The sequence below is a fragment of the Allobosea sp. GW821-FHT12C12 genome (assembly GCF_058807355.1).
On the sequence record NZ_JBXAQP010000005.1, the window covers coordinates 114,491 to 136,695 of the forward strand.

The window sequence follows — 22,205 nt, forward strand, 5'->3', positions numbered from 1 at the left end:
TCGTCTTTTTCAGGCTTGTCCGTCGATCGCGGCCTGCGCCCGCAGCGCGAAGCTCTCCGCCATCGCGCCGACATCGGAGGCATTGTCCGCCGCGGCGTTGCCGGATTTCACCCGCGCCGCGATCCCGTCGAGGATGACGGCGAAGCGGAACAGCGAGAAGGCGAGGTGGAAGCGGCCCGGCCCTTCGGCCCGTCCGGCCGCCGCGCAATAGCGGGCGATGTATTCGGCTTGAGTCGGGATGCCGAGCGCCGCGCGGTCGAGTCCGACGATGCCCGAATACATCGCCGGCGTCGCATGCCAGGGCAGGCAGGAGAAGGCGACGTCGGAGAGCGGGTGCCCCAGCGTCGAGAGCTCCCAGTCCAGCACGGCGACGATGCGCGGCCCGTCGGATGCGAACATCAGGTTGCCGAGCCGGAAATCGCCATGGACGATCGTGGTCTCGGCGCTATCGTCGAGATGCGCTTCCAGCCAGTCGATGGCGCGGTCGACCGCGGGGATGTCGCGCGTTTTCGTCTCGCGCCACTGCCCGCCCCAGCGCCTGAGCTGGCGGGCGTAGTAGTTGCCGGGCCTTCCGAAATCGGCGAGACCGGCCGCCCGCCAGTCGAAGCCGTGCAGCGCGGCGAGCGTCCCGGCCATGGCGAGATACATCGCGCGGCGCTGCTCGGGCGCGACGCCGGGCAGGGCGGTGTCGTGAAAGACGCGGCCGTCGAGCCGCTCCATCAGGTAGAACGGCGTGCCCACCACGTCGTCCTGCTCGTGCAGCAGCAGCACCGGCGGCACCGGCACGGCCGAACCGGCGAGCGCCTCGAGGATGCGGTACTCGCGCTCGACCGCATGGGCCGAGGGCAAGAGCGGGCCGGGCGGCTTCTTGCGCAGCACGAGCCGCGTGCCGGCGTCCGGATAGGACACGAAGAAGGTCGGGTTCGACTGCCCGCCGCCGACCCGCTCCAGGCGCGGCGCGCCCTCGGCCCGGCCGGGCAAAGCGGAGCGCAGAAAGGCGTCGAGCCGGGCGGGATCGAATTCGGCAGGAGCGGCCGTCACGAGCGCTTCCTCAGCAGGAGGTTGATGGCGAACGCCTTGCGATCCCGCGCCGTGCTCATGTCCAGAGACTGGATGGCTCGTTCGGCCAGCAGGATCGCTTCGATCGCCTCTGTTCTGCTGATGCGATGATAAGGGTCGTAGTCGGCGTTGTGTCTTTCTTCCTGAAGTACGACGAACGCCTCACCGCATTGACAGAGCGGTTCCGGAAGGCCGAGCTTTCGGACCTGGCTGCAAACCTTCCGTGCCGTGCCGTGGTCGAGCGCCCGATAGGTCAGGCGCCACACGCCATAGGCGCGATCGTCGCCCTTTCCGGCCAATTGATTGGCGGCATCCGTCGCGATCGCGTCGAACAACGCATAATACGCCGTGCTTACCGCCCGCTTGAGATCGGCCTGGCGAGGCCGTTTTGAGCCGGCCTTGGCCAGCAGCAGGGCAGTTTGCAGCAAGTCGATGTTCACTTGAACCCGACCACCTTCTGATCGTCGGGGAAGTGATGGCGCAGATAGGGGAAGCGCTCCTCGCCGAACTCCCAGAGTCGACGACGGACTTTAAAAAGGAGCTCGTTCACGAGCTTGAGGTCCACAGGCTCGCCTGCGCCGCTGTAGCGCACGTCGATCCGCAGGCTTGGGTCGCCGTCATGGTCGGGCGCGACCTGGACATCGACGGCCGTGCCGCCGAAGCGGCCCATATCGCCGAGGACCGTTTCGCGAATGATGGCGATGGTGTCTGGATGAAGCGCTTCCTTGATCATGCCGCCACGATATCATTGCCCCGTAGCACTGGCGAGCGGAATGCAGCTCCGGCTCCGCCTCACCCCGCGTCGAGCCCGTAGAGCGAATGCAGCGTGCGCACCGCGAGCTCGGTATAGGCCGCGTCGATCAGGACCGAGAACTTGATCTCCGAGGTCGTGATCGCGCGGATGTTGATGCCTTTCTCGGCCAGCGCCCGGAAGGCGCGCGCCGCGACGCCGGCATGGGATCGCATGCCGACGCCGATCGCCGAGATCTTCACCACGTCCGTCGCGCCCTGCAGCGCCTGATAGGCGATCTCGGCGTGCCGGCTCTCCAGCAGCGTCCTGGCGCGCTCGTAGTCGGCGGTCGGGACGGTGAAGGTGATGTCGGTCGTGGCCTGGTCGTCGGAGACGACCTGGATGATCATGTCGACATTGATGTTGGCGTCGGCGAGCGGGCCGAAGATGGCCGCCGCCACGCCCGGCTTGTCGGCGACGCGCCGGAGCGTGAGCTGGGCTTCGTCGCGCGAGAACGCGATGCCGGTGACGATCTGCTGTTCCACGATGTCGTCCTCGTCGCAGATGAGGGTGCCAGATTTCGGATTGTCGGGGTCGTCGAAGGAGGAGCGGACATAGGTCGGCACGCGCTGGACCATGGCGATCTCGACCGAGCGCACCTGCAGCACCTTGGAGCCGAGCGAGGCCATCTCCAGCATCTCCTCGAAGGAGACCCGTTCCATGCGCCTTGCCTTCGGCACGATGCGCGGATCGGTCGTGTAGACGCCGTCGACATCGGTGTAGATGTCGCAGCGGTCGGCCTTGAGCCCGGCCGCGAGCGCGACGGCGCTGGTGTCCGAGCCGCCGCGGCCGAGCGTGACGATCCGGCCGGACTGGGCATGCACGCCCTGGAAGCCGGAGCAGACCGCGATCTCCCGGTTCCTGTCGAAGCCCGCGACGATGCCGGCCGGCTCGACCGCCTCGATCCGCGACGAGCCATGCGCGTCGGAGCCGTAGAGCGGGATCTGCCAGCCCTGCCAGGAGCGCGCGGGCAGGCCCATCTCCTGCAGCACGATCGCCATCAGCCCGGACGTCACCTGCTCGCCGGAGGCGACGACCACGTCGTACTCGGCCTGGTTGAACAGCGCCGAGGCCTCCTTGCACCAGCCGACCAGCTCGTTGGTCTTGCCCGACATCGCCGAAACCACGACCGCAACCTGATGGCCGGCGTCGAATTCGCGTTTGACGTGGCGGGCGGCGTTCCTGATGCGATCGACCGTGGCGACGGAAGTGCCGCCGAATTTCATCACCAGACGGGCCATGGCGGTCCAGAGGCTCTCATATCGAAAGGCCCGGCATCGGAGCCGGGACGAAAGGTCACCCTCGCGCCGGGCGCGAGGCGGGTGTAGATGACGGGGAGCGGCCGGCCTGTCAATGCGATGCGCCGCGGTGGCCCATCGTCGGGGAATCAAGCCATGGCAGCCACAGTCGAGCGCGACGGCCGGACCGTCGACCCCGCCGAGGTCGCGCGCTTCGAAGCGATGGCGAAGACCTGGTGGGATCCGCGCGGCCCGATGGCGGTGCTGCACAAGTTCAATCCGATCCGGCTCGGCTTCATTCGCGATCTCGCCTGCGAACGCTTCCGGCGTGATGCGAAATCGCTGCGCGTGCTCGATGGCCTGAATGTCGTCGATATCGGCTGCGGCGGCGGCGTGCTCAGCGAGCCGCTGGCGCGGCTCGGCGCGAGCGTGACCGGGCTCGACCCGGCGCCGACCAACATCAGCGTCGCCCGCGCCCATGCGGAAAAGTCGGGGTTGGCGATCGATTATCGTGAGGAGGCGATCGAGGCGGTCGTCGCTGCGGGCTCCCGCTTCGACATCGTGCTCGCCATGGAGGTGGTCGAGCATGTCGCCGATGTCGAGGCGTTTGTGGCGGCCTGCTGCGAGGCGGTGAAGCCCGGCGGCCTGCTCGTCATGGCGACCCTGAACCGCACCGTGAAGTCCTATGCGCTCGCCATCGTCGGCGCGGAATACGTCCTGCGCTGGCTGCCTCGCGGCACCCATGACTGGAACAAGTTCGTGACGCCGGACGAACTCAAGGACGCCATCGCCGCCAACGGGCTCGATCTCGGGCAGGAGACCGGCGTGGTCTACAACCCGCTCGCCGATCGCTGGTCGGCCTCCCGCGACATGGACGTCAACTACATGCTGGCGGCGTCGCGCCCGGCCTGAGCGGACGCGCTTCTAAAGCGCCCGCTTGATCGTGCCGGCCAGCACCAGCGTCGTGATCGCCGATCCCGCCGCGGCCAGCGTCGTCGCCAGCGCGGGGCGGATGTTCACGTGATAGCCGAGCTTGCGCCAGACGATCGCGCCGATGACGGCGCCGGTCAGCAGCAGCATTCCATTCAGGAAGATGCCGAAGCCGCCATCGCCGAAAATGCCGTCGGCGAGCCAGCCGAGCATCATCGCGCAGACGACTGCGAGCGCGATCAGAACGACCATGTCCAGCGTCGGCATGTCCGGGAGGCCGATCATCGAAAGCAGCATGCGCATCGGAGTTGCCCTTTCCATGGCCGCCGTCCTGGCTGCATCATCGGCGAATTCGGTTAAGCGATCGAGCGCGAGCAGGCGGTCGATGCGGATTTCCACTTGTTTTTTGCGGTGCGGCATAATTCCTTAGAGGTATGGCGCGCCGCAGCATGAGGTTGCATCATCCTCGTCCGGGCTTGCCGGGCTGGAACAAGCGGACGCCGATCCGCGAGGCTGACATCAAGGGGGAAGACCATGTCGACGCAATCCGGCGCCGCGCCGCTCAAGGATCTCTACGAACTCGGCGAATTGCCGCCGCTGGGCCATGTGCCGGCCAACATGTACGCCTGGGCGATCCGGCGCGAGCGCCACGGCCCGCCGCAGGACTCGTTCCAGGTCGAGGTCGTGCCGACCTGGGCGATCGGCGAGGAGGAGGTGCTGCTCCTCGTGATGGCCGGCGGCGTCAACTACAACGGCATCTGGGCCGGGCTCGGCCAGCCGATCTCGCCCTTCGACGTTCACAAGGGCGCGCTGCACATCGCCGGCTCCGACGCCTCGGGCATCGTCTGGGCCGTCGGCTCCAAGGTGAAGCGCTGGAAGGTCGGCGACGAGGTCATCGTCCACTGCAACCAGGACGACGGCGACGACGAGGAATGCAATGGCGGCGACCCGATGTTCTCGTCGTCCCAGCGCATCTGGGGCTACGAGACGGGCGACGGTTCCTTCGCCCAGTTCTGCCGCGTCCAGTCGCGCCAGCTCATGCCCAAGCCCAGGCATCTGACCTGGGAGGAGGCCGCCTGCTACACGCTGACGCTGGCGACGGCCTACCGCATGCTCTTCGGTCACGCCCCCCACACCATCAAGCCCGGCGACAATGTTCTGATCTGGGGCGCGTCCGGCGGTCTCGGCGTCTTCGGCGTGCAGCTCTGCGCGGCGTCCGGCGCCAACGCCATCGGCGTGATCTCGGACGAGACCAAGCGCGACTACGTGCTCGGGCTCGGCGCCAAGGGCGTGATCAACCGCAAGGACTTCAACTGCTGGGGCCAGATGCCCACGGTCAACTCGCCCGAATACGACGGCTGGGTGAAAGAGGCGCGCAAGTTCGGCAAGGCGATCTGGGACATCACCGGCAGGAAGGACGTCGACATCGTCTTCGAGCATCCGGGCGAGGCGACCTTTCCGGTCTCCTGCCTCGTCGCCAAGCGCGGCGGCATGGTGGTGTTCTGCGCCGGCACCTCCGGCTTCAACATCACCTTCGACGCCCGCTATGTCTGGATGCGGCAGAAGCGTGTGCAGGGCTCGCATTTCGCACATCTCAAGCAGGCGAGCGCCGCCAACCAGTTCGTCATCGACCGGCGGGTCGACCCCTGCATGTCCGAGGTCTTCCCCTGGGACAAGATCCCGCTCGCCCATCACAAGATGTGGAAGAACCAGCACGCGCCCGGCAACATGTCCGTACTGGTCTATGCCCCGCGCACCGGCCTGCGGACCTATGAGGACGTGGTCGAGGCGCTGGAGGCTTGACGACGTTTCAGGCGGAGCGCTTCGAGGCGGCCTTGCCCGCCGCCTGCTCGATGAAGGCCGACGGCTGATGCCCTTGGCGCGCGCCGCTTGTCGATTTTCCTCAGCACGGTTTGATCCAGCATGACCTTGACCCGCTCCTTCGGCGGGGCAACTTCGTCGAGCGGAATCATTACCGATGTCGCGCCACCGATTATGGCGTCATCTATAAGGCTGTGGCCGATCTCGGTCAGAAATTCAGGGTCTTCGAGCAATTCGCGAGGGCTGCGGGCGCGCGGCGCCTGATCCCCAGCCGCGGAGTGCGGCAACGTGGCCAGCAAGCGCTTCGCGAGCCTTTTCGATAGCCTCGATATCGTCTCCACCTGATGAAACGCATCCCGGCACATCCGGGAACGTGACGCCCCGTGGCGAGGACGCATTCTCAGGCGAGTGTAGCAGGGCGACATAGGCGGCAGACATCGATGTTCTTCCAATGGCGTTGACGTCGAAATTCAAACGAGCCCGGCCTGCCGCTTCACGGACTTGACCGTCTTGGGATGCAGGTCCTTGACGGGGTGCGGCAAGGTCACCTTGCCCGGCTTGGACGGATGCTTGAAATGGTGATGGCCGCCGTTCACGGAATGAAGCGTCCCGTCGCGCACCGATTTCGTGATCAAATCGGTCTGCTTCGCTGCACCAGATGCACGGCGACAGGAACGAACTTGCATTCGCCAAGTCTCGGAGGAACCTTTCTCAATCGCACCCGTTTGGACTTCGCGGCGGCATGGCGCTGCCGCACCGGCGTTGGCGCGCCGGTCTTTCCTATGAGACGGGGGATATCATGGGTATCATCGGTACGATCGTGATCGGCTTCCTGGCCGGTCTTGTCGCCAAGTTCATTTCGCCGGGCTCCAACGAACCGTCGGGTTTCATCCTCACGACCATCCTCGGCATCGTCGGCGCGATGGTGGCGACATATCTCGGCCAGGCGCTGGGCTGGTATTCGGCCGGGCAGGGCGCTGGCTTCATCGGCGCGGTGGTCGGCGCGATCGTCATCCTGACCGTCTGGTCGATGATGAGCCGCCGCGGCGCCTGATCGCGCCGAAGCGACCGGGCGTCAATTGATCCATCTCTAGACAGTGGAGATTCCAGATGAGCAATAACGGCTTTCCGTCGATGACGGCGCTTCTCGGCCTGCTCGCCGTCGCCGGTTTCCAGAACCGCGACAAGCTTGCCGAATGGTTCGGCGGCGCTCAGGGCGGTCGTCCGCCCGAGGGCGCGCCTCCCGGGCTCGACAAGGCGCTCGGCGATCAGCGCGGCGCGGCCGCCGCGGGGGGAATCGGCGGCCTGCTCGGCGGCGGCATCGGCGAGCTGATCGAGCGCTTCAAGCAGGCCGGCCGTGGCGAGACCGCCGATTCCTGGGTGCGTAGCGGCCCGAACCAGCCGGTTTCCGGCGAGGACCTCGAACAGACGATCGGCCCCGACGTCCTCGCCGATCTGGAGAAGCGCACAGGCCTGTCGCGCGCCGAACTGCTCGCGAGACTGTCGCGGGATCTGCCCGACGCCGTCGATCGCTACACGCCGGACGGGCGCGTCGCCGCCTGACCGGCGCGTTGTCACGATAGCACCGTAACGCCGTGGGGCTCTCTCCGCGGCGTTGCGTCGTTTCGGACTCCCGGACATGGCGGCTGGGCGTTGGAGCACTGTCGGAGCAGGCCGGAGCCGCGTAAAGCATCGCCTCGAACAGGCGATCCATGCTCGATTCCCCGCTCTTCCTGCGCTTCGTCCCGGCGATCTTCACCTTCCTCTGGTCCTCGGGCTGGATCGTCGCCGGCTATTCGGCGCTCTATGCCGACGCGCTGACCTTCCTCGTGGTCCGCTATGCCTGCGCCGCGCTGGCGATCACCGCGCTGGCGCTGGCCATGGGCGCGCCCTGGCCGCGCGGACGACGCGCCATTCTCGATTGCGTCGTCGCCGGCGTGCTGATCCACGCCGTCTATCTCGGCGGCGTCTGGTGGGCGGTGCGGCACGGCCTGCCGACCGGCATCTCGGGCCTGATCGCCGGACTGCAGCCGATCCTGACCGCGCTCTTCGCGCCCATGCTGGCCGGCGAGAAGATCACGCGCGTCCGCTGGCTCGGCATCCTGTGCGGCTTCCTCGGCATCGCGCTCGTGCTGGAGCCCAAGCTCGCCGGCGTCGCGCCCGCCGCGCTCTGGGGCGTGCTGATCCCCGTGCTGGTCAATGTCGCCGGCATGTTCGCCGTCACCTTCGGTTCGTTCTACCAGAAGGCCCGCATCGTCACCGCCGATCTGCGCACGGTCACGGCGGTGCAGTACGTCACGGCCTTCGTCGTGACTCTGCCCTTCGCCTGGGCGCTGGAGCCGATGCGGATCGAGTGGAACCTGACCATGGCGCTGGTGCTCGCCTGGTCGGTGCTGTCGCTCTCGCTCGGCGGCGTCTGGCTCTATCTGCTGATGATCCGGCGCGGCGAGATATCGCGCGTCTCGACCTTCCTTTATCTCGTGCCGGCGCTGGTCGCCGTCCAGGCCTGGATGCTGTTCGGCGAGGCGCTGACGCCGCTGCAGATCGTCGGCATGGGGGTGACGATCCTCGGCGTCGTACTGGCGAGCCGGAAATAGCCGCCTGGCCGGCGTCACCCGAAAGACGGCTTTTCGTCTCCCGGCGGTTCGGCCTATGCTGCGTCGCAACAAAGGGAGAGATCGCCATGAGCGCCAACGCCGCCGCCCCGAAGCCCGAGACGCCGGCCACGGCGACCGCTCTGATCGCGGCGGCGCTGCCGGGTTTCGAGACGCTGTTGCAGGAGGCGATCGCGGCCGTGCGCAGGAAGGTGCTGGTCGACGGCAGGATCTCGTCGGCGAGGCTCGAGGCCGAGCAGCACGCCGCCCACGGCCTGTCCTGGCTCGCGACCTATGTGATGGCGCTGCGCGAACTCAAGGCCTATGGCGAGCGCCTGCGGGCCGGCGATCGCTACGGCGCGACGGAGGACTGCTGCATCCGGATCGGCGCCGGCGAATACGCCGCGCAGATCTTCGGCGGCATTCCGATGAGCCAGGGCGAGATCGTCCGCCTCGGCGCGCTGGGCCTGCCCGCCGAGGCGATTACCGCCGCCTGTTCCGAGGCCGCCGACACGCTGATCGCCGAGGGCAACACGCCGGAGAACCGCGCCCGTCTCGTCGACCTGTTCAGCCAGAGCCATGGTCTCTCCAGCGTCGGCGATCCCGGCCTCGACGAGACGCTGGAGGCGATCCGCTCCGAGATGTCCCGGTTCTGCGCGGCCGAGGTGACGCCGCACGCCCATGAATGGCATCGCGAGAACGACTACATCCCGATGGCGGTCGTCGAGAAGATGGCCGAGCTCGGCGTCTTCGGCCTGACCATCCCGGAAGAGTTCGGCGGCATGGGCCTGACCAAGGTCTCGATGTGCGTCGTCTCGGAAGAGCTCTCGCGCGGCTATATCGGCGTCGGCTCGCTCGGCACCCGCTCCGAGATCGCGGCCGAGCTGATCCTCTGCGGCGGCACCGACGCGCAAAAGGCGTATTGGCTGCCGAAGCTCGCCTCGGGCGAGGTGCTGCCAACCGCCGTCTTCACCGAGCCCAACACAGGCTCGGACCTCGCGAGCCTGCGCACAAAGGCCGTCAAGGACCGCGATGTCTGGAAGGTCTCGGGCAACAAGACCTGGATCACCCATCCGGTCCGCGCCGACATCATGACGCTGCTCGTCCGCACCGACCCGGACGCCGCCGGCTATCGCGGTCTCTCCATGCTGATCGCCGAAAAACCGCGCGGCACCGACGAGGAGCCGTTCCCGGTCGCGGGGCTCAGCGGCGGCGAGATCGAGGTGCTCGGCTATCGCGGCATGAAGGAATACGAGCTCGCCTTCGACGGTTTCGAGGTCAAGGCCGGGAACCTGCTCGGCGGCGTCGAGGGGCAGGGCTTCAAGCAACTCATGCAGACCTTCGAGGCCGCCCGCATCCAGACGGCGGCCCGCGCCGTCGGCGTCGCGCAATCGGCCTTCGATCTCGGTCTGAAATACGCGCGGGACCGCATCCAGTTCGGCAAGCCGCTGATCGCCTTCCCGCGCGTCGCCGACAAGCTCGCCATGATGGCGGTCGAGATCCTGATCGCCCGCCAGCTCACCTATTTCGCCGCCCGCGAGAAGGACGCCGGGCGCCGCTGCGACCTCGAGGCCGGCATGGCCAAGCTGCTCGCCGCCCGCGTCGCATGGGCGGCGGCCGACAACGCGCTGCAGATCCATGGCGGCAACGGCTTCGCGCTGGAATACGCCATCAGCCGCGTGCTCTGCGACGCGCGGATTTTGAACATCTTCGAGGGCGCGGCGGAAATTCAGGCGCAGGTGATCGCGCGGCGGCTGGTGGAGTGGTGAGGCTGCAAGATCGAGCTGATCAACCCGGCTTGAAAATGCCTTCGTCAAGCGCCCACAATGCCATCCCGGCATCGCCAGCCTGCGGAAAATCTTCCGACTCGGCAATCTCCTCGATCGTCTTTCGTGCATCGGCATAGTCGATGGCGAGCGTGGCGCGAGCCGCCATGAGCGCGACCTTAAGAGTTCCTGTGACCATAGAACTGGCGAAACAGCGCCCTGCGGTCTCCAGATCGCCGTTGAAGCTCGTCTTCGATCGCCTGGATGACGTCAAAGCGCGCATTGAAATCTTTAATTTCTTCACGGTCGAGCGAGCGGTTTTTCCTCATCGCATTAGAATCTTTTATTTGCGTAGAGCATGCTTGCCCACCCGTTGCCGCTCGTTTCAACTTTTGTCGCGCCGGTAATCTCGAGGCGACAGCTAGCCGAACTCCTTGTTGTTCGTCTGTTGCCAGGCCGAAATCTCGCGGTGCTTATAGATCGGCACGCTGACGACGTTTCCAGCTGCGTCGATCATGGCCCGGTGCCAGCCGAACCCCAGGATCTCGAAGGGCCGGCCATTGGCCGCCTCGACCTGCGCAAGCATCACGCCCTGCCGGATCGCGGGCTCCGCGCCGGGCACGGCGATGCGTCGGGGCGCACCGGAAGCGGCGCCGATCGAAGCGAGCCTGCCGCGCGCCTTGCCGTCGTGCCGGCGAAGCCCGCCCTCGAGGGTCAGCCCCGCAGGCGATATTTGGCGAAGCCCTCGCCGCCATCGCCCGCGGCCTCCGCCTTCAGGCCCGCCGGCAGCTTGCCGGCCGCCGCGGGCGAGGTGACGAAGGTGACGTTGACGCTCGCGGGCAGGGGGCTCAGCGCCCAGTTGCCGTCCGCCTTGGGCTCGACGGTCTTCTTGTCGAGGATGTAGCGCACCACCACGTCGCGATTGAGGTCGGGCGATTCCAGCACGATCGTCGTCCTCGTGCCGGGGAAATTGCCGCCGCCCGAGGCGCGGTAGTTGTTCGTGGCGACGATGAACTCGGCCTTCTCGTCGATCGGCTTGCCCTCGAAGGCGAGGTCGACGATGCGGCGCGCGTCTGGCGCGACGAGCTTTCCGTCGCCGTCGTAGCGCGAGGCCTGCGTGACGTCGATCCTGTAGGTGACGCCGTCGATCACGTCGAAATTGAAGGCCGGGAAGCGGGGATCGATCAGAGGCTGCTCCTCACTCTTCGCGGGGTCGATGCGGTTGAAGATGCCGGCCGAGCGTTCCAGCCATTCGCGCACCTGTTCGCCGGTCACCTTCACGATCTGCAGCGTGTTCGGATAGAGATAGATGTCGGCGATGTTCTTCAGCGCCAGCGGCCCCGCCGGAATGTCGGTGAAGAAGGCCGGCCCCGAGCGCCCGCCCGATTTGAAGGGGGCCGCGGCCGAGAGCACCGGCAGCGCCTTCCACTGCGTCTGCGCCATCAGCCCCTTGGCATAGGCGATCTGCGCCTCGGCGACGATCTGCACGGACGGGTCGTCGGCGACCAGCGCGAAGAAGCTGTTGATCGGCGACGCCGTGGCGCCCACCGGCTCGCGCATATAGATCAGCGTCGCGTCGTGGTCGGCCTTCACCGTCGCCAGCACGGCCGGCTCGACCGCCGCCTTGGGGACGATCTTGCGGTCGGGCGTGCGCTCGTAGATCGGCTTGGGATCGACCTTGAAGCCGGCGACGCGCCAGCGCTCGCCGCGCTTCTCCAGATCGAGATCGACGATCCCGAGATGCGAGCCCCAGAAGCCCGGCTGGCAGGCGGGCTTGCCGTGCAGCGAGCCCTTGACGTTGTCGACGCCGGCGATGCCGTCGAAGGCTTTTCCGCCGGGAAAGACGAGATGCTGGTGCCCGGTCAGGATCACGTCGATGCCGTCGAGCCTGGCGAGATGCAGCGCCGCGTTCTCCTCGCCGCCGCGCCGCTCGCCGCCCGCGATGCCCGAATGGCACAGCGCCACGACGATGTCCGGCCCCGCCGCGAGCAGTTCCGGCAGGTGCTTGCCGGCGGCGTCGACGATGTCGATCGCCCGCAGCTTGCCGTCGAGATTGGCCTTGTCCCATTGCATGATCTGCGGCGGCACGAAGCCGATCACGCCGATCTGGAGCACGTGCTTGGCGCCCGCTTCGTCCTCGAAGCTCTGCTCGAACAGCCGCCAGGGATCGACCAGCGGCGCGCCGCCGACGCGCTCGACATTGGCGCAGACCATCGGGAATTCGGCCTTCGCCAGACCGTTCTCGAGAAATTCCAGCCCGTAGTTGAACTCGTGGTTGCCGAGCGTGCCGCAGGCGTAGGGCAGGGCGTTCATCGCGGCGATGATCGGATGCGTCTCGCCGCTTTTGAGCCCCTTCTTGTAGGCGATGTAGTCGCCGAGCGAGGAGCCCTGCAGGAAGTCGCCATTGTCGAAGAGCAGGCTGTTCTTGACCTCGCCTTGCGCCGCCTTGATCAGCGTCGCCGTCTTGGCGAGGCCGACCGTGTCGTCGGCCGCGTCGCGGAAATAGTCGTAAGGCACGACGTTGACGTGGAGGTCGGTGGTTTCCAGCACGCGCAGCTTCAGGCGCGCGGGGGCCTGCGCCATCGCGGGAAGCGCGGCGCTGGCGGCGACCGCGGCCCCGGCCTTGAGGGCGTCACGGCGGTTGAACCGGGTTTCGCGTGACATGACCTGCTCCTGATCGCTTCCGAGGTGAGCGCAGGCTAGCATTGCCGCAGGGGCGTGACACGCCGAAATCGGAGGCTGCGGTGAGCCTGATCGGACAATGCGATTCGCCGTGGCCGCGGCGTCGCGCTGTCTCGGTGAGGCGCATCCCGACCTTGCTTTGGGCAAGGAGCCGCCGGCTTCCTAGCCCATTGCGCAAGTCTGGAGGCGTTGCCGGTCTTCCGCGAGATCGCCCAGCCCTTCCTGGCGCCGGCCTGAGCGTTAGCCCGCGCGGCTGACGCCCTCCATCCGCACGCGCCCGTCCGCGCCTTCGGTCCAGGCCGTGATCGCGCCGTCCGGCAGGCGCTTCGCCTTGACCAGGAAGGCCGGCCCCGCGATCAGCGGGGAAACGCTGCGATAATCCAGTTTGATCGGCTCGCCGCCCGACAGCGTCGCGATGATGTTGAGGAGCAGCGTCGCCTGGATCGGTCCGTGCACCACGAGCCCGTCATAGCCCTCCTCCCGGGTGACATAGGGCGAATCGTAATGGATGCGGTGGCCGTTGAAGGTGATGGCCGAATAGCGGAACAGGAACACCGGGTCGCTCTGCGCCTCCCAGACGAGGTCGGCCGGCTGCGGCTCGGCAGGCTCCGCCGTCCTGACGGGAGCGCCCGGCGTCGCCGCCTCGCGATAGACGATGTTGTGGCGCTCGCGCAGCGCCGTGCCGCGCGGGCTGACGATTTCGTGGTCGACCGCGACGAAGCAAAGCGGCCCCGTGCGGCCCTCCTTGAACGTCACGTCGCCGATGGTCGAGCGGCGCGTGACGAGATCGCCCTCGCGCAGCGGCGCGACGGTCTCGATCGTCCCGCCGGCCCACATCCGGCGCGGCAGCGGCGCCGGCGGCAGGAACTCGCCCCTGGCGGCGTGCCCATCTGTCCCGATCGCGCCCATCGGCGCGATCGGCGGCGCGAGGCACCAGTGCAGCGCGAGCGGCGCCTCATCGGCGGGGCAGGGCGCCAGATGCGGCGCGAAGGTCGCGTCGAAGCTGCGCACCAGCCTGGGCGTGATCAGGTCGGAGGCCTCCTCGGTCCTGCCGATCCAGGAGCGCAGATGGTCGATGTCGATCGTCATGGGCTGATACTCAATACGACCTCGGCATGCCCAGGACATGCTCGGCCAGATAACTCAGGATCAGATTGGTCGAGATCGGCGCGACCTGATAGAGCCGCGTCTCGCGAAACTTGCGCTCGACATCGTATTCCTCGGCGAAGCCGAAGCCGCCATGCGTCTGGATGCAGGCATTGGCCGCCTCGAAGGAGGCGTCCGCCGCCAGCATCTTGGCCATGTTGGCCTCCGCGCCGCAATTCTCTCCGGCCTCGTAGAGCCTGACCGCCTCGCGCACCATCAGCTCGGCCGCGCGCATGTTGGCGTAGGCCTTGGCGATCGGGAACTGGATGCCCTGGTTCTGGCCGATCGGCCGGCCGAAGACGTTGCGCTCACGGGCATAGCTCGATGCCTTCTCGACGAACCATTTCGCATCGCCGACGCATTCGGCCGCGATCAGGATGCGCTCGGCGTTCATGCCCGAGAGGATGTAGCGGAAACCCTTGCCCTCCTCGCCGACGAGGTTCTCGGCCGGAACCTCGACGTTGTCGAAGAAGACCTCGGTCGTGGCGTGGTTCATCATCGTGCGGATCGGCCGGATCGTCAGCCCCGCCTTCAGCGCCTCGCGCATGTCGAGGATGAAGACCGACATACCCTCCGTGCGTTTGGCGACCTGCTCGCGCGGGGTGGTGCGGGCGAGCAGCAGCATCAGGTCGGACTGGGCGGCGCGGCTGGTCCAGATCTTCTGGCCGTTGACGACGTAATGGTCGCCGTCGCGTTTGGCGAAGGTGCGAAGGGATGTCGTGTCGGTGCCGCTCGTCGGCTCGGTCACGCCGAAGGCCTGCAGGCGCAGTTCGCCCGAGGCGATCCTGGGCAGGTATTGCTGCTTCTGCGCGGCCGAGCCGTGCCGCAGCAGCGTGCCCATGATGTACATCTGGGCATGGCAGGCCGCGCCGTTGCAGCCCTGGCGCTGGATCTCCTCCATGATCACGGTCGCCGCCGAAAGCGTCAGCCCCGCTCCGCCGAACTCGTCCGGGATCAGCGCCGACAGGAAACCGCTCTGGGTCAGCGCCGAGACGAACTCGGCCGGATAGGCCATCTCGCGGTCGAGCCTGCGCCAGTACTCGCCCGGGAAATCGGCGCAGAGTCTTGCGACGGCGTCGCGGATATCGGCGTGGTCGGTTGTCTGCATCGCATTCTTCCCGGGTTGAAAGGCGGATGTCAGGCCGTGCGCGCGGCTTTCGGCGCGAACTCGGCCCGCAGCGCCTCGTCGTGCTGGCCGAGCGCCGGCACGGGCCGCATCTTGACCCGCCGTCCATCGACGATGGCCGGCGGAGCGAGCACCTCGACGGGGCCATGGGCGGTTTCGACAGGCAGCGCCGTCGCGGCGGGGTGGGCCATCAGATCGCCGACGCTGGAGACCGTGCCATAGGCGATGGCGCAGGCGTCGAGCGCGGCCGTGACATCCGCGAAGGCCCGCGAGATCAGGATCGCCTGGATGTCGGCGTCGAGCGCCTTGCGCTCGCGCACCCGCAGCACATTGCTGGCGTAACGGGGCTCGTTTGCAAGCGCCTCGCTGCCGAGCACCTCACGGGCGAGGACCTGCCATTCCCGCTCGCTCTGGATCGAGATCAGGATGTTTCCGTCGGCGGTCGCGAAGACGCCATAGGGCGCGATCGAGGGGTGGGCGAGCCCGACGCGCGGCGGCTCGATGCCGCCATAGCGCCGGGTCAGGTAGGGCACGTTCATCAGGTCGCCGAGCGTGTCGAACAGCGAGAGCTGGATCGCCGAGCCCTGGCCGGTCCGCGCCCGTCGCAGCAGCGCCTCCAGGATCGCGGCATAGGCCGCCTGGCCGGTGGCGATGTCGGCGATCGAGACGCCGATGCGGGAGGGGCCGGACTCTTCCGTGCCGGTGATGGCCGACAGCCCCGACTCCGCCTGCACCAGCAGGTCGTAGGATTTGCGCGCATGATGCGGCGTGCCCGGCGCATAGCCGGAGATGTCGCAGGTGATCAGCCTGGGGTAGCGCTGGCGCAACGCGTCGGCGCCCAGCCCTAGCCGCGCCGTCGCGCCCGGCGCGAGGTTCTGGATGAAGACGTCGGCCTTGGCGAGCATCGCCTCGACCATGGCGCGGTCGTCGCGGTCCTTGAGGTCGACGCGGCAGGATTCCTTGCCGCGGTTGATCCAGACGAAATAGGACGACAGCCCCCTGGCGTAGTCGTCGTAGCCGCGCGCGAAATCGCCCTCGGCCCGCTCGAGCTTGATCACGCGCGCGCCGGCGTCGGCCAGCCGGCAACTCGCCACCGGCACGGCCACCGCCTGTTCCAGCGCCACCACGAGGATGCCTTCGAGAGCGTCCGTCATCGCCATCAGTTCGCTCGTCCCATGAGTGCGAAAGCGGGCATCCGGGCTCGTCGAGTCAAATAGCGTTTTGCGATGGCGACCATAGCGAAACTCTGCGGAGACCGCGCTTCCACAGAGTTTCGCCATGGTGCGCATCGCCTTATCCCGCTTGCAGCCTCCCACCGCCCATACACCCTCAGGATCGGGCGGCGCGCCGCCAGGAGCGGGCTCCGCGAGGAATTCAGGGAGGGCATCGTGATCAGGGCGACACTGGCCGCCGCATCGCTGGTGGGCACGGTGCTCCTCGGCGGCGCGGCCGGCGCGCGGGACAAGCCCGGGGAACTCGTCGTCGGCCCTGCGTCAGACGCTGCGGCCGGGCCGGCTGGTCACATCTGGATGATGTGCCTGATCGTGCGGCCCTCGTGCAGCGCGTCGAAGCCCTCGTTGATGCCGTCGAGCCCGCTCGAACTGGTCCAGAGCCTGTCGACCGGCAGCTTGCCGCGCTGGTGGAGATCGACGAAGCGGGGAATGTCGCGGACCGGGATGCAGGAGCCGACATAGGAGCCCTTCAGCGTGCGCTCCTCGCCGACGAGTCCGACCGGCGCGAGAGAGAGCGTGTGCGCCGGGTTGGCGAGGCCTGCCGTGGTCGTCGTGCCGCCACGCCTCGTGATCCGGTAGGCGAGGTCGAGCGCCTTGACCGAGCCCGCCATCTCCAGCCCGTGGTCGACGCCGCCCTTTGTCGCGGCCCGGATCGCCTCGACGACGTTCGCGTCACCGGCGTTGAACGCATCCGTCGCGCCGAGATCGCGCGCGATGGCAAGTTTTTCGTCGGATAGATCGACGGCGATGAGGCGCGATGCGCCGCAGGCGGCCGCTCCCAGAAGCGCGCTCAGCCCCACCCCGCCGAGACCGACGACCGCAACCGTCTCTCCGGCGCGGACCTTCGCCGTGTTCACCGCCGCGCCGACGCCGGTCAGCACGGCGCAGCCGAACAGCGCCGCGATCTCGTGCGGGATGTCGGCCTCGATCCTCACCAGCGAATGGCGCGAGATCACGGCATGTTCGGCGAAGGCCGAGACGCCGACATGGTGATGCACCGGCTTGCCGCCGATCGAGAGCCGGCGCCCGCCGCCGAGCAGTTCGCCTGCGCCATTGGCGGCGTTGCCGGGTTCGCACAGGGCAGGGCGGCCCTCGCTGCAGGGCGCGCAGTGGCCGCAGGACGGCACGAACACCATGATGACGCGGTCGCCGCGCTTCAGGTCGGTGATCCCGGGTCCGGGCTCGACCACCTCGCCGGCGGCCTCGTGGCCGAGCACCATCGGCACCGGGCGCGGCCGGTTGCCGTCGATCACCGCGAGGTCGGAATGGCAAAGCCCCGCCGCCCGCACTCGGACCAGCACCTCGCCGGGGCCGGGCGGGGCAAGCTCGACCTCCTCGATCGACATCGGCCGGCTTCGGGCATAGGGCGCGGAGACGGGGCTTGCGTTGAGGACGGCGGCGCGGATTTTCACAGGCGTATCCTCTGGCGGCGGTGGCTACGACCTGGCCAGGTCAAAACCGTCGTCGCAATGACGAGGTGGGCCGAGCGCATCAAGGTTCGGTCTGCCACGCAGCGCTGTCGAGGAAAAACGCGATCAGCCATATAAGGCGGGCGGGTCGCCGTCCTTGCCTAATGTCGCCGTCCAGGTCTCGTCGCTGACGAGTCCGCGCAGGATCTCCCAGGAGAGCTGCCCGATGGCCCGCGCCGCCGCGGGCATCGGCCGCTCGGTGGAATAGGCGAGATAGACCTTTCGGCAGAGCGACGGCCGCTCGATCCGCCAGGTTCGGAAGATGCCGGCCTTCTCCTGCGCCGTGACCGCCATGCGCGGCAGGATGCCGTAGCCGAGGCCGCGCTCGCAGAGACGCTTGATCTGCGTGTAGGATTCGATCTCGATCGCCGGCTGGATCGTGGTCTGCACGCCGGCCGCCTCGTCGATCTGGTCGCGCAGGCCGTGGCCGACGCCGGGCAGGATGAGATCGACCGAGGCCGCCTCGGCCAGGCTGACGGCGCCTCCCGGCGGCGCTCTCACGGCGGTCAGGCCGGGCACGCCGAACAGGCAGAGCTCCTCGGTCAGGACATGGTGGATGCCGAGCCCCTTCGGATCGGAGGTCGAGTAGATCACCGCGAGATCGACGTCGCCGCGCCTGAGCCAGTCGAGCACGAAGCCGCTCATCGCCTCGGCGATGCGGATGCGGATCGCCGGGAAGCGCTCGCGCGCCGCCTCGATCAGCGGCACGCTGAACTGCTCGCTGACGGTGCCGGGCAGCCCGATCCTGACCTCGCCGCCGGGCGCCGCCATCTCGCCGCGCACGGCGTCGCGCAGCTCGGCGAACTCGGCCAGGATCGTCCTGGCCCGCGCCAGCAGGCGCTCGCCGGCCTCCGTCGGCAGCACGCCGCGCGTGCCCCGATGCAGGAGCGCGACGCCGAGTTCGTCCTCCATGTGGCGCAGATGCTGGCTCAGCGCCGGCTGCGCCACGCGCAGCTTCGTCGCGGCCTTCGAGAACGAGCCCTGTTCGACGATGGCGGTGAAATAGCGGAGCTGGCGCAGATCCATCGCCATCGAGGTCCTCATGCCGTCGCGCCGGGCATCATCGAAGACCGCGCGCGCCCGACCTTGGTAGCGCCGCCGCACAGCGATGGCCAGCGCGCTTCAGCTTCGGGACTATCCCGAGCCGATGAAGAAGCCGCGCGGGTAGCCGAGGTATTTTGGCTCCGAAACACCCCGTCATCCCGGAGCTCCGCTTCGCTGCGTCCGGGATGACGGGGTGGCTGGACTCAAGAACGATCGAGGTTGGCTAATCTCGCAGCGGGCGCGGCATCGTCACGGGCCGTGCCTCGCGGGCCTGCGCCGCCAGCCTGACAGGGGCGTTGACCGCGCCGAAACCGGCATAGCCCTTGCGCCGCTCGACGATCTCGAAGAAGAAGCGCTGGGCGAAGACGTGGGTGTAGACCTGCAGGAATTCGGCCTCGCCGTCGCGGTCGTAGAGGATGTGGTGCTCGCGCAATGAGTCGATGAAGTCCGGCTCCAGCCCGTGGCGCGCTTCGAGGTCCTCGTAATAATTCTCCGGGATATCGAGGAATGACAGTCCCGCGGCCCGCATCGCCGCGACGGCCGCGAAGATGTCGGGCGCCCCGAAGGCGATGTGCTGCACGCCCGAGCCGAAATGCTCCGAGACGAAGCGCGACGACAGCGTCCGCGTCGCCTGCGAGCCGTTGAGCACGAAGCGCACGGCGCCGTCGTCGCTGATGATCGGCCGGCTTTCGACGAGGCCCGCCGGATCGGCGATGGCATGCTGCTGGATGCGCTCCAGCTTGAAGAGAGAGGTGTAGAACAGGAGCCAGGACAGCATCTCCTCGTAGTCCATCGACTGCGAGATGTGGTCGACGCTGTCGAGCAACGGCTGGGCCAGCTCCGTCTCGCCCCCCCCGGCGATGAACTCGCGCTGCCAGACCTCCCCGAGTTCGCCGGTGGCTTGCGTGAAATAGATCAGCGCCCCGCCGACGCCGCGGATCGCCGGGATATGCATCTCGCCTGGCGCGATCGGCTGCTCGAAGGCCGCGATCTTCAGCGCCTTTGCCCGCGCCATCGCCCGCGCCACGTCCTCGACCCTCAGTCCGATGGCGCAGACGCCGGGGCCATGCGTAATCGCATGCGACTGGGCGAAGCCGTCCTTCTCGGTGTTGAGCACGAGGTTGACGCCACCTTGCGTCCAGCGCATCACCGATTTGCTGAGATGAGCGCCGGTCTGGCGGAAGCCGAGCGCGTGGAGCAGGACGGCGAGCTCCTCGGCGGTGTCCTCGTCGAGCGCGAACTCGATGAACTCAACGCCGAGCACGCGCGCTTTCGGCGGCAGCGAGCTTCTGGTCTGGTCGGCGAGCGCGATCAGCGAGCGCATGCCGTCGGTCGCGAGCCGGCGCGCCGAGCCCGCCCGGAACTGGTCGTTGAAGATCTCGTGCGAAAGCGGCCCGGCATAGCCGGTGGCCTGCACAGCCCTGACGAAGTCGGCGACGGGGAGATCGCCCTGGCCGGGGAAGCAGCGGAAATGCCGGCTCCAGCTCAGCACGTCCATGTCGAGCTTCGGCGCATCGGCGAGCTGCACCAGGAAGATGCGGTCGCCCGGGATCGCCGCGATCGGCTCCAGCGGCGAGTTGCGCGCGAGCGTGTGGAAGGAATCGAGGATCAGGCCGATGCGCTCGTGACCGGCCCGGCGCACGATCTCCCAGGCGTCGCGATAGTCGTTGACGTGCCGGCCCCAGGCCAGCGCCTCGAAGCCGACGCGGACGCCGGACTTCGCCGCCAGCTCGCCGAGTTCGCGCAGATCGGCCGCCGCCCGGTCGACGCCGCCGAGCGACTGCGGCGAGACGTTCGAGCAGATCAGCATCAGATCGGTGCCGAGCTCGTTCATCACCTCGAACTTGCGCTGGGCCCGGGCGAAGGCGCGGGCGCGCAGCGGCTCGGACATGCCCTCGAAGTCGCGGAAGGGCTGGAAGGCGATGATCTTGAGGCCGAGATCGGCGCTCATCCGCCCGACATCGCGCGGGCTGCCGTCGAAGGTGAGAAAATCGTTCTCAAAGACCTCGACGGCGTCGAAGCCCGCGGCGGCGATGGCCAGCAGCTTCTCGGCGAGGTCGCCGCTGAGAGAAACGGTCGCGATCGAGGTCGGGTTCATGCGGCCTGCGCCTTCCACTCTCCGCCGACCACGACCGGGCCGCCCCGGCGCGCGGCTTCCGCGACGGCCTCGACCACAGCAAGCGTGCGGGTTGCATCGGCGGCGTCCGTGATCGGCTGCTCGACGCCGCGGATCACCGCGCGGAAATGGCGCAGTTGCTCGGCCAGCGGCTCGATCGGCGCGACACTGAGCGTCTCCTGTCGCAGCGGCTCCCACCAGCCCGGCTCGCCCTCATAGGACCAGAATTCGAGTTTCGGCAGCGACAGCGAGCCCTCGCTGCCGGCGATCAGGTAGCAATGCCCTTCGCGCCGCGGATAGGCCTTGTTCTCGCCCGACGACAGCTCCCAGCTCCAGGGCGATGGCGTGGCGTCGGAGACCGTCGCGGCGCCGAGCGCGCCGTTGGCGAAGCGAAATATCAGCGCCGCCGTATCCTCGACGGCGAAGCCGCGAACGGCGTTCGAGGTCAGCGCCTGCACGCTCTCGATCTCGCCGCAGATGAAGCGGAGATTGTCGATGTCGTGGATCAGGTTGATCAGCACCGGACCGCCGCCGGCCTCGCGCCGCCAGGCGACATCGAAATAGTCGTCGGGCTTGCGGATCAGGAACAGTGCGTTGACCGCGACGAGCCGGCCGAGGCGGCCTTCCCGCACGAGCCGGCGGGCAGTCTTGACGATCGGGTTGTGGCGGCGGTGATGGCCGGCGAGCACGGGCACGGCGGTCCGCGCCTGCGCCTCGACCAGCCGCCGCGCCGCTGCGCCGCTCTCGGCCAGCGGCTTCTCGACCAGCACCGGCACGCCGGCCTCGAGACAGTCGATCGCGTTCGGGACATGGAGCGCATTGGGCGTTGCGACGATCGCGCCATCGGGCTTCGTCGCCGCCAGCATCTCGCGCGGAGAGGGGAACCAGGGCAGGCCGCGCTCGACGGCGATCGCCCTGGCGGCATCGGTCGGATCGCAGATCGCGGCGCAGGCGCAGTCGGCCGAGGCGTCGAGGCGGTCGAGATGGGCGCGGCCGATCAGCCCGGCGCCGATCAGGGCGATGTTCAGCTTGGCGTTCACGTTGCCGGCCTCCCACGGGACGCGCGACACCTCCCCCCGCTTGCGGTGGGGAGGGCCGGGGTGGGGAGGAGAGGCCAGGCCGTCGCTCTGCGACAGCCGATAGGGCTCGTCCTGCACGCCCCCTCATCCCTAACCCTTCCCCACCGCAAACG

General features: G+C 68.1%; 25 protein-coding genes. 6 read left to right on the forward strand and 19 right to left on the reverse strand.

Annotation, left to right across the window (positions count from 1 at the left end):
• Positions 1 to 9: 9 nt before the first annotated feature.
• From AC1RRW_RS09060 to AC1RRW_RS09075, 4 genes are read right to left on the reverse strand one after another with little or no spacing between them, the layout of a single operon-like run.
• A complete protein-coding gene (locus tag AC1RRW_RS09060) occupies positions 10 to 1,041 on the reverse strand; it encodes a phosphotransferase family protein (protein WP_492900374.1) in 1,032 nt (343 codons plus the stop codon).
• Positions 1,038 to 1,499: a hypothetical protein gene (locus AC1RRW_RS09065; RefSeq protein ID WP_492900375.1), complete on the reverse strand. Its 462-nt coding sequence runs from the start codon at positions 1,497 to 1,499 to the stop codon at positions 1,038 to 1,040. The genes AC1RRW_RS09060 and AC1RRW_RS09065 overlap by 4 nt, the downstream gene beginning before the upstream one ends.
• The gene (locus tag AC1RRW_RS09070) at positions 1,496 to 1,792 is read right to left on the reverse strand and encodes a hypothetical protein (RefSeq protein WP_492900376.1); all 297 of its coding nucleotides are present in this window, start codon (positions 1,790 to 1,792) and stop codon (positions 1,496 to 1,498) included. Before AC1RRW_RS09070 ends, AC1RRW_RS09065 begins: the two co-directional genes overlap by 4 nt.
• 59 nt (positions 1,793 to 1,851) lie before the next feature.
• Complete coding sequence (locus AC1RRW_RS09075; protein ID WP_492900377.1) at positions 1,852 to 3,090, reverse strand: aspartate kinase; 1,239 nt, start codon at positions 3,088 to 3,090, stop codon at positions 1,852 to 1,854.
• 153 nt (positions 3,091 to 3,243) lie between these two features.
• On the opposite strand from AC1RRW_RS09075, the gene ubiG reads away from it, so the two are divergent.
• On the forward strand, positions 3,244 to 3,999 hold the full coding sequence (ubiG, locus tag AC1RRW_RS09080) for a bifunctional 2-polyprenyl-6-hydroxyphenol methylase/3-demethylubiquinol 3-O-methyltransferase UbiG (RefSeq protein WP_492900378.1): 756 nt from the start codon (positions 3,244 to 3,246) through the stop codon (positions 3,997 to 3,999).
• A 12-nt stretch (positions 4,000 to 4,011) separates the two neighbouring features.
• On the opposite strand, the gene AC1RRW_RS09085 is transcribed toward ubiG, so the two are convergent.
• Positions 4,012 to 4,437, reverse strand: coding sequence for a hypothetical protein (locus AC1RRW_RS09085; RefSeq protein WP_492900380.1), 426 nt, complete (start codon positions 4,435 to 4,437; stop codon positions 4,012 to 4,014).
• A 114-nt stretch (positions 4,438 to 4,551) separates the two neighbouring features.
• Between AC1RRW_RS09085 and ccrA the strand changes: the two genes are divergently transcribed.
• Entirely contained in the window at positions 4,552 to 5,820 is a 1,269-nt protein-coding gene (gene ccrA / locus AC1RRW_RS09090; RefSeq protein ID WP_492900381.1) for a crotonyl-CoA carboxylase/reductase, read from the forward strand.
• Here the strand turns inward: ccrA and AC1RRW_RS09095 are convergent.
• The 3 genes from AC1RRW_RS09095 to AC1RRW_RS09105 are packed head-to-tail and all read right to left on the reverse strand — an operon-like array spanning position 5,787 to position 6,524.
• Positions 5,787 to 6,137 carry a hypothetical protein gene (locus AC1RRW_RS09095; protein ID WP_492900637.1) on the reverse strand — a complete coding sequence of 117 codons (351 nt, stop codon included), beginning with the start codon at positions 6,135 to 6,137 and terminating at the stop codon, positions 5,787 to 5,789. The genes ccrA and AC1RRW_RS09095 overlap by 34 nt on opposite strands.
• Positions 6,055 to 6,276, reverse strand: a complete 222-nt coding sequence (locus tag AC1RRW_RS09100) for a type II toxin-antitoxin system HicB family antitoxin (protein WP_492900627.1) — start codon at positions 6,274 to 6,276, stop codon at positions 6,055 to 6,057. Before AC1RRW_RS09100 ends, AC1RRW_RS09095 begins: the two co-directional genes overlap by 83 nt.
• A gap of 32 nt (positions 6,277 to 6,308) precedes the next feature.
• Positions 6,309 to 6,524: a type II toxin-antitoxin system HicA family toxin gene (locus AC1RRW_RS09105; RefSeq protein ID WP_492900382.1), complete on the reverse strand. Its 216-nt coding sequence runs from the start codon at positions 6,522 to 6,524 to the stop codon at positions 6,309 to 6,311.
• 113 nt (positions 6,525 to 6,637) lie between these two features.
• Here AC1RRW_RS09105 and AC1RRW_RS09110 point away from each other — a divergent pair, with 113 nt between their 5' ends.
• From AC1RRW_RS09110 to AC1RRW_RS09125, 4 genes are all read left to right on the forward strand, one after another.
• Entirely contained in the window at positions 6,638 to 6,892 is a 255-nt protein-coding gene (locus AC1RRW_RS09110; protein WP_492900629.1) for a GlsB/YeaQ/YmgE family stress response membrane protein, read from the forward strand.
• 56 nt (positions 6,893 to 6,948) lie between these two features.
• On the forward strand, positions 6,949 to 7,401 hold the full coding sequence (locus AC1RRW_RS09115; protein WP_492900383.1) for a YidB family protein: 453 nt from the start codon (positions 6,949 to 6,951) through the stop codon (positions 7,399 to 7,401).
• 149 nt (positions 7,402 to 7,550) lie between these two features.
• The gene (locus AC1RRW_RS09120; RefSeq protein ID WP_492900384.1) at positions 7,551 to 8,435 is read left to right on the forward strand and encodes a DMT family transporter; all 885 of its coding nucleotides are present in this window, start codon (positions 7,551 to 7,553) and stop codon (positions 8,433 to 8,435) included.
• Positions 8,436 to 8,521: 86 nt separating this feature from the next.
• Positions 8,522 to 10,201 carry an acyl-CoA dehydrogenase family protein gene (locus tag AC1RRW_RS09125; RefSeq protein ID WP_492900385.1) on the forward strand — a complete coding sequence of 560 codons (1,680 nt, stop codon included), beginning with the start codon at positions 8,522 to 8,524 and terminating at the stop codon, positions 10,199 to 10,201.
• A 19-nt stretch (positions 10,202 to 10,220) separates the two neighbouring features.
• Here the strand turns inward: AC1RRW_RS09125 and AC1RRW_RS09130 are convergent, their stop codons facing one another.
• From AC1RRW_RS09130 to AC1RRW_RS09180, 11 genes are all read right to left on the reverse strand, one after another.
• Complete coding sequence (locus AC1RRW_RS09130) at positions 10,221 to 10,397, reverse strand: DUF2019 domain-containing protein (protein WP_492900387.1); 177 nt, start codon at positions 10,395 to 10,397, stop codon at positions 10,221 to 10,223.
• Positions 10,378 to 10,527, reverse strand: a complete 150-nt coding sequence (locus AC1RRW_RS09135; protein ID WP_492900388.1) for a DUF2019 domain-containing protein — start codon at positions 10,525 to 10,527, stop codon at positions 10,378 to 10,380. The genes AC1RRW_RS09130 and AC1RRW_RS09135 overlap by 20 nt, the downstream gene beginning before the upstream one ends.
• Positions 10,528 to 10,619: 92 nt before the next feature.
• On the reverse strand, positions 10,620 to 10,820 hold the full coding sequence (locus AC1RRW_RS09140) for a hypothetical protein (protein ID WP_492900390.1): 201 nt from the start codon (positions 10,818 to 10,820) through the stop codon (positions 10,620 to 10,622).
• Positions 10,821 to 10,912: 92 nt separating this feature from the next.
• Complete coding sequence (locus AC1RRW_RS09145; protein WP_492900391.1) at positions 10,913 to 12,862, reverse strand: bifunctional 2',3'-cyclic-nucleotide 2'-phosphodiesterase/3'-nucleotidase; 1,950 nt, start codon at positions 12,860 to 12,862, stop codon at positions 10,913 to 10,915.
• A gap of 258 nt (positions 12,863 to 13,120) precedes the next feature.
• A complete protein-coding gene (locus tag AC1RRW_RS09150; RefSeq protein ID WP_492900392.1) occupies positions 13,121 to 13,969 on the reverse strand; it encodes an HTD2 family dehydratase in 849 nt (282 codons plus the stop codon).
• A 10-nt stretch (positions 13,970 to 13,979) separates the two neighbouring features.
• The gene (locus AC1RRW_RS09155) at positions 13,980 to 15,134 is read right to left on the reverse strand and encodes an acyl-CoA dehydrogenase family protein (RefSeq protein WP_492900393.1); all 1,155 of its coding nucleotides are present in this window, start codon (positions 15,132 to 15,134) and stop codon (positions 13,980 to 13,982) included.
• Positions 15,135 to 15,163: 29 nt separating this feature from the next.
• Positions 15,164 to 16,312: a CaiB/BaiF CoA transferase family protein gene (locus tag AC1RRW_RS09160; RefSeq protein WP_492900394.1), complete on the reverse strand. Its 1,149-nt coding sequence runs from the start codon at positions 16,310 to 16,312 to the stop codon at positions 15,164 to 15,166.
• Between the two features lie 359 nt (positions 16,313 to 16,671).
• Entirely contained in the window at positions 16,672 to 17,796 is a 1,125-nt protein-coding gene (locus AC1RRW_RS09165; protein ID WP_492900395.1) for a zinc-dependent alcohol dehydrogenase family protein, read from the reverse strand.
• A gap of 123 nt (positions 17,797 to 17,919) precedes the next feature.
• Positions 17,920 to 18,897, reverse strand: coding sequence for a LysR family transcriptional regulator (locus AC1RRW_RS09170; protein WP_492900396.1), 978 nt, complete (start codon positions 18,895 to 18,897; stop codon positions 17,920 to 17,922).
• 223 nt (positions 18,898 to 19,120) lie between these two features.
• Positions 19,121 to 20,995: a bifunctional sugar phosphate isomerase/epimerase/4-hydroxyphenylpyruvate dioxygenase family protein gene (locus AC1RRW_RS09175; RefSeq protein WP_492900397.1), complete on the reverse strand. Its 1,875-nt coding sequence runs from the start codon at positions 20,993 to 20,995 to the stop codon at positions 19,121 to 19,123.
• Complete coding sequence (locus AC1RRW_RS09180) at positions 20,992 to 22,170, reverse strand: Gfo/Idh/MocA family protein (RefSeq protein WP_492900398.1); 1,179 nt, start codon at positions 22,168 to 22,170, stop codon at positions 20,992 to 20,994. The genes AC1RRW_RS09175 and AC1RRW_RS09180 overlap by 4 nt, the downstream gene beginning before the upstream one ends.
• Positions 22,171 to 22,205 lie beyond the last annotated feature (35 nt).

What these genes read in the sequence shown, in the direction of transcription:
- AC1RRW_RS09115 (WP_492900383.1), top strand. Translation starts at nt 6,949, where the DNA reads ATGAGCAATAACGGCTTTCCGTCGATGACGGCGCTTCTCGGCCTGCTC.
- AC1RRW_RS09125 (WP_492900385.1), top strand. Translation starts at nt 8,522, where the DNA reads ATGAGCGCCAACGCCGCCGCCCCGAAGCCCGAGACGCCGGCCACGGCG.
- AC1RRW_RS09160 (WP_492900394.1), bottom strand. Translation starts at nt 16,312, where the DNA reads ATGGCGATGACGGACGCTCTCGAAGGCATCCTCGTGGTGGCGCTGGAA.
- ubiG (WP_492900378.1), top strand. Translation starts at nt 3,244, where the DNA reads ATGGCAGCCACAGTCGAGCGCGACGGCCGGACCGTCGACCCCGCCGAG.
- AC1RRW_RS09085 (WP_492900380.1), bottom strand. Translation starts at nt 4,437, where the DNA reads ATGCCGCACCGCAAAAAACAAGTGGAAATCCGCATCGACCGCCTGCTC.
- ccrA (WP_492900381.1), top strand. Translation starts at nt 4,552, where the DNA reads ATGTCGACGCAATCCGGCGCCGCGCCGCTCAAGGATCTCTACGAACTC.
- AC1RRW_RS09145 (WP_492900391.1), bottom strand. Translation starts at nt 12,862, where the DNA reads ATGTCACGCGAAACCCGGTTCAACCGCCGTGACGCCCTCAAGGCCGGG.
- AC1RRW_RS09105 (WP_492900382.1), bottom strand. Translation starts at nt 6,524, where the DNA reads ATGCAAGTTCGTTCCTGTCGCCGTGCATCTGGTGCAGCGAAGCAGACC.
- AC1RRW_RS09175 (WP_492900397.1), bottom strand. Translation starts at nt 20,995, where the DNA reads ATGAACCCGACCTCGATCGCGACCGTTTCTCTCAGCGGCGACCTCGCC.
- AC1RRW_RS09170 (WP_492900396.1), bottom strand. Translation starts at nt 18,897, where the DNA reads ATGAGGACCTCGATGGCGATGGATCTGCGCCAGCTCCGCTATTTCACC.
- AC1RRW_RS09135 (WP_492900388.1), bottom strand. Translation starts at nt 10,527, where the DNA reads ATGAGGAAAAACCGCTCGCTCGACCGTGAAGAAATTAAAGATTTCAAT.
- AC1RRW_RS09070 (WP_492900376.1), bottom strand. Translation starts at nt 1,792, where the DNA reads ATGATCAAGGAAGCGCTTCATCCAGACACCATCGCCATCATTCGCGAA.
- AC1RRW_RS09100 (WP_492900627.1), bottom strand. Translation starts at nt 6,276, where the DNA reads ATGTCTGCCGCCTATGTCGCCCTGCTACACTCGCCTGAGAATGCGTCC.
- AC1RRW_RS09155 (WP_492900393.1), bottom strand. Translation starts at nt 15,134, where the DNA reads ATGCAGACAACCGACCACGCCGATATCCGCGACGCCGTCGCAAGACTC.
- AC1RRW_RS09120 (WP_492900384.1), top strand. Translation starts at nt 7,551, where the DNA reads ATGCTCGATTCCCCGCTCTTCCTGCGCTTCGTCCCGGCGATCTTCACC.
- AC1RRW_RS09110 (WP_492900629.1), top strand. Translation starts at nt 6,638, where the DNA reads ATGGGTATCATCGGTACGATCGTGATCGGCTTCCTGGCCGGTCTTGTC.
- AC1RRW_RS09130 (WP_492900387.1), bottom strand. Translation starts at nt 10,397, where the DNA reads ATGGTCACAGGAACTCTTAAGGTCGCGCTCATGGCGGCTCGCGCCACG.
- AC1RRW_RS09075 (WP_492900377.1), bottom strand. Translation starts at nt 3,090, where the DNA reads ATGGCCCGTCTGGTGATGAAATTCGGCGGCACTTCCGTCGCCACGGTC.
- AC1RRW_RS09150 (WP_492900392.1), bottom strand. Translation starts at nt 13,969, where the DNA reads ATGACGATCGACATCGACCATCTGCGCTCCTGGATCGGCAGGACCGAG.